1 pseudogene is annotated in these 1,535 nt (G+C 70.6%); it reads right to left on the bottom strand.

The features are described from left to right. Positions 1-1,531 (bottom strand): annotated as a pseudogene (locus KN815_RS22390) (condensation domain-containing protein); the annotation flags it as partial. Positions 1,532-1,535 lie beyond the last annotated feature (4 nt).

The following is a 1,535-nucleotide window of genomic DNA, read 5'->3' as shown; positions in this document are numbered from 1 at the left end:
TGGGGATGTCGGTGCCCGCGCCGAGCCGAGTCAGCAGCGCCGCGAGCCCGGCTTGCACCACCATGAACGGGCTCGACTGCGTGTCCCGCGCGAACGCGACCACCTTGTCGTAGAGCGGGGCCGGAATCTCGAACGGGACGCGGTCCCCACGGTAGGAGGCGACGGACGGCCGCGGCCGGTCGTACGGCAGCTCCAACTGGTCCGGGAGGCCCGCCAGCGCGGAGGTCCAGTAGCCGAGCTGCCGCGAGATCTCGCTGTCGGCGTCGGTCTCGTCGCCGAGGACGTCCCGCTGCCAGAGGCTGTAGTCCGCGTACTGGACCGGCAGCGGCTCCCAGGCGGGGGCACGGCCGGTCGTCGCGCGGGCCGCGTACGCCGCCGTCAGGTCCTGCGCCAGCGGGGCGCGCGACCACGCGTCGCTGACGATGTGGTGCAGGACCAGCAGGAGAATGTGTTCGTCACCGCCGTCGAGCGCGAACAGTGTTGCCCGCAGCGGCAGTTCTCCCGAATCCGCCGACAGGTCGAAGCCGCGCCGCGCGGCCTCACGCAGCTCCCGTTCGACATCCGCCCGGTCCGTCTCCACCGTCGCCCATTCCGGCGCGGCCTCGCCCAGCGGACGAACGACCTGGTACGCGCCGTCGGCGTCCTCGGTGAAGACGGTGCGCAGGCTCTCATGGCGGGCGACCACATCGCCCAGGGCCAGGCGCAGCGCCTCCCGGTCCAGAGGGCCGGTCAGTCTGAGCGCGATCGGGACGTTGTAGGTGGCGCTGGGGCCCTCGAACTGGTTGAGGAACCACAGCCGTTGCTGGGCATAGGAGAGGGGGATGCGGTCCGGGCGCGGATCGGCGGCGGTCACGCGGCGGCGCACCGTGTCGGTCGCCAGGGCGGTGTAAATGCCCGCGACGGTGGGGGTCTCGAAGAGCTGCCGGATGGGCAGTTCCGCGTCCATGACGCTACGGATGCGGCTGACCAGCCTCGTCGCGAGCAAGGAGTGGCCGCCGAGGCGGAAGAAGTCGTCATCGATGGTGACCGAGTCCACGCCCAGCACCTCGGCGAACAGACCGCACAGGATCTCCTCGCGCGGCGAACGCGGCGCCCGGCCGGTGGCGGTCTCCGAACCGTAGTCGGGCGCGGGCAGGGCACGCCGGTCCAACTTGCCGTTCGGCGTCAGCGGCAGCTCGGCGAGGGTGACGAACGCCGAGGGCACCATGTAATCCGGCAGCAGGGCAGCGGCATGGTCACGCAACCCCGATTCGGACACCGTGTCATCGGCCACCACATAGGCGACCAGCCGCTGATCCCCGGCCCGGTCCTCCCGCACGACCACCGCGGCCTGGGCCACCTCACCATGAGAAGCGAGAACGGCCTGGATCTCGCCCAGCTCGATACGGAAGCCCCGCACCTTGACCTGGTCATCAACCCGGCCCACATACACCAACTGACCATCGGCGTTCCAACGCGCCACATCACCCGTGCGATACATCCGCGCACCCGCCGGACCAAACGGATCAGCGGTGAACCGCTCCGCCGTCAAATCC

This window comes from Streptomyces niphimycinicus (genome assembly GCF_018883605.1).
Lineage (GTDB): Bacteria > Actinomycetota > Actinomycetes > Streptomycetales > Streptomycetaceae > Streptomyces > Streptomyces niphimycinicus.
The sequence above is the reverse complement of the archived record's forward strand: the minus strand, read 5'-3'. Positions and strand labels throughout refer to the sequence as shown.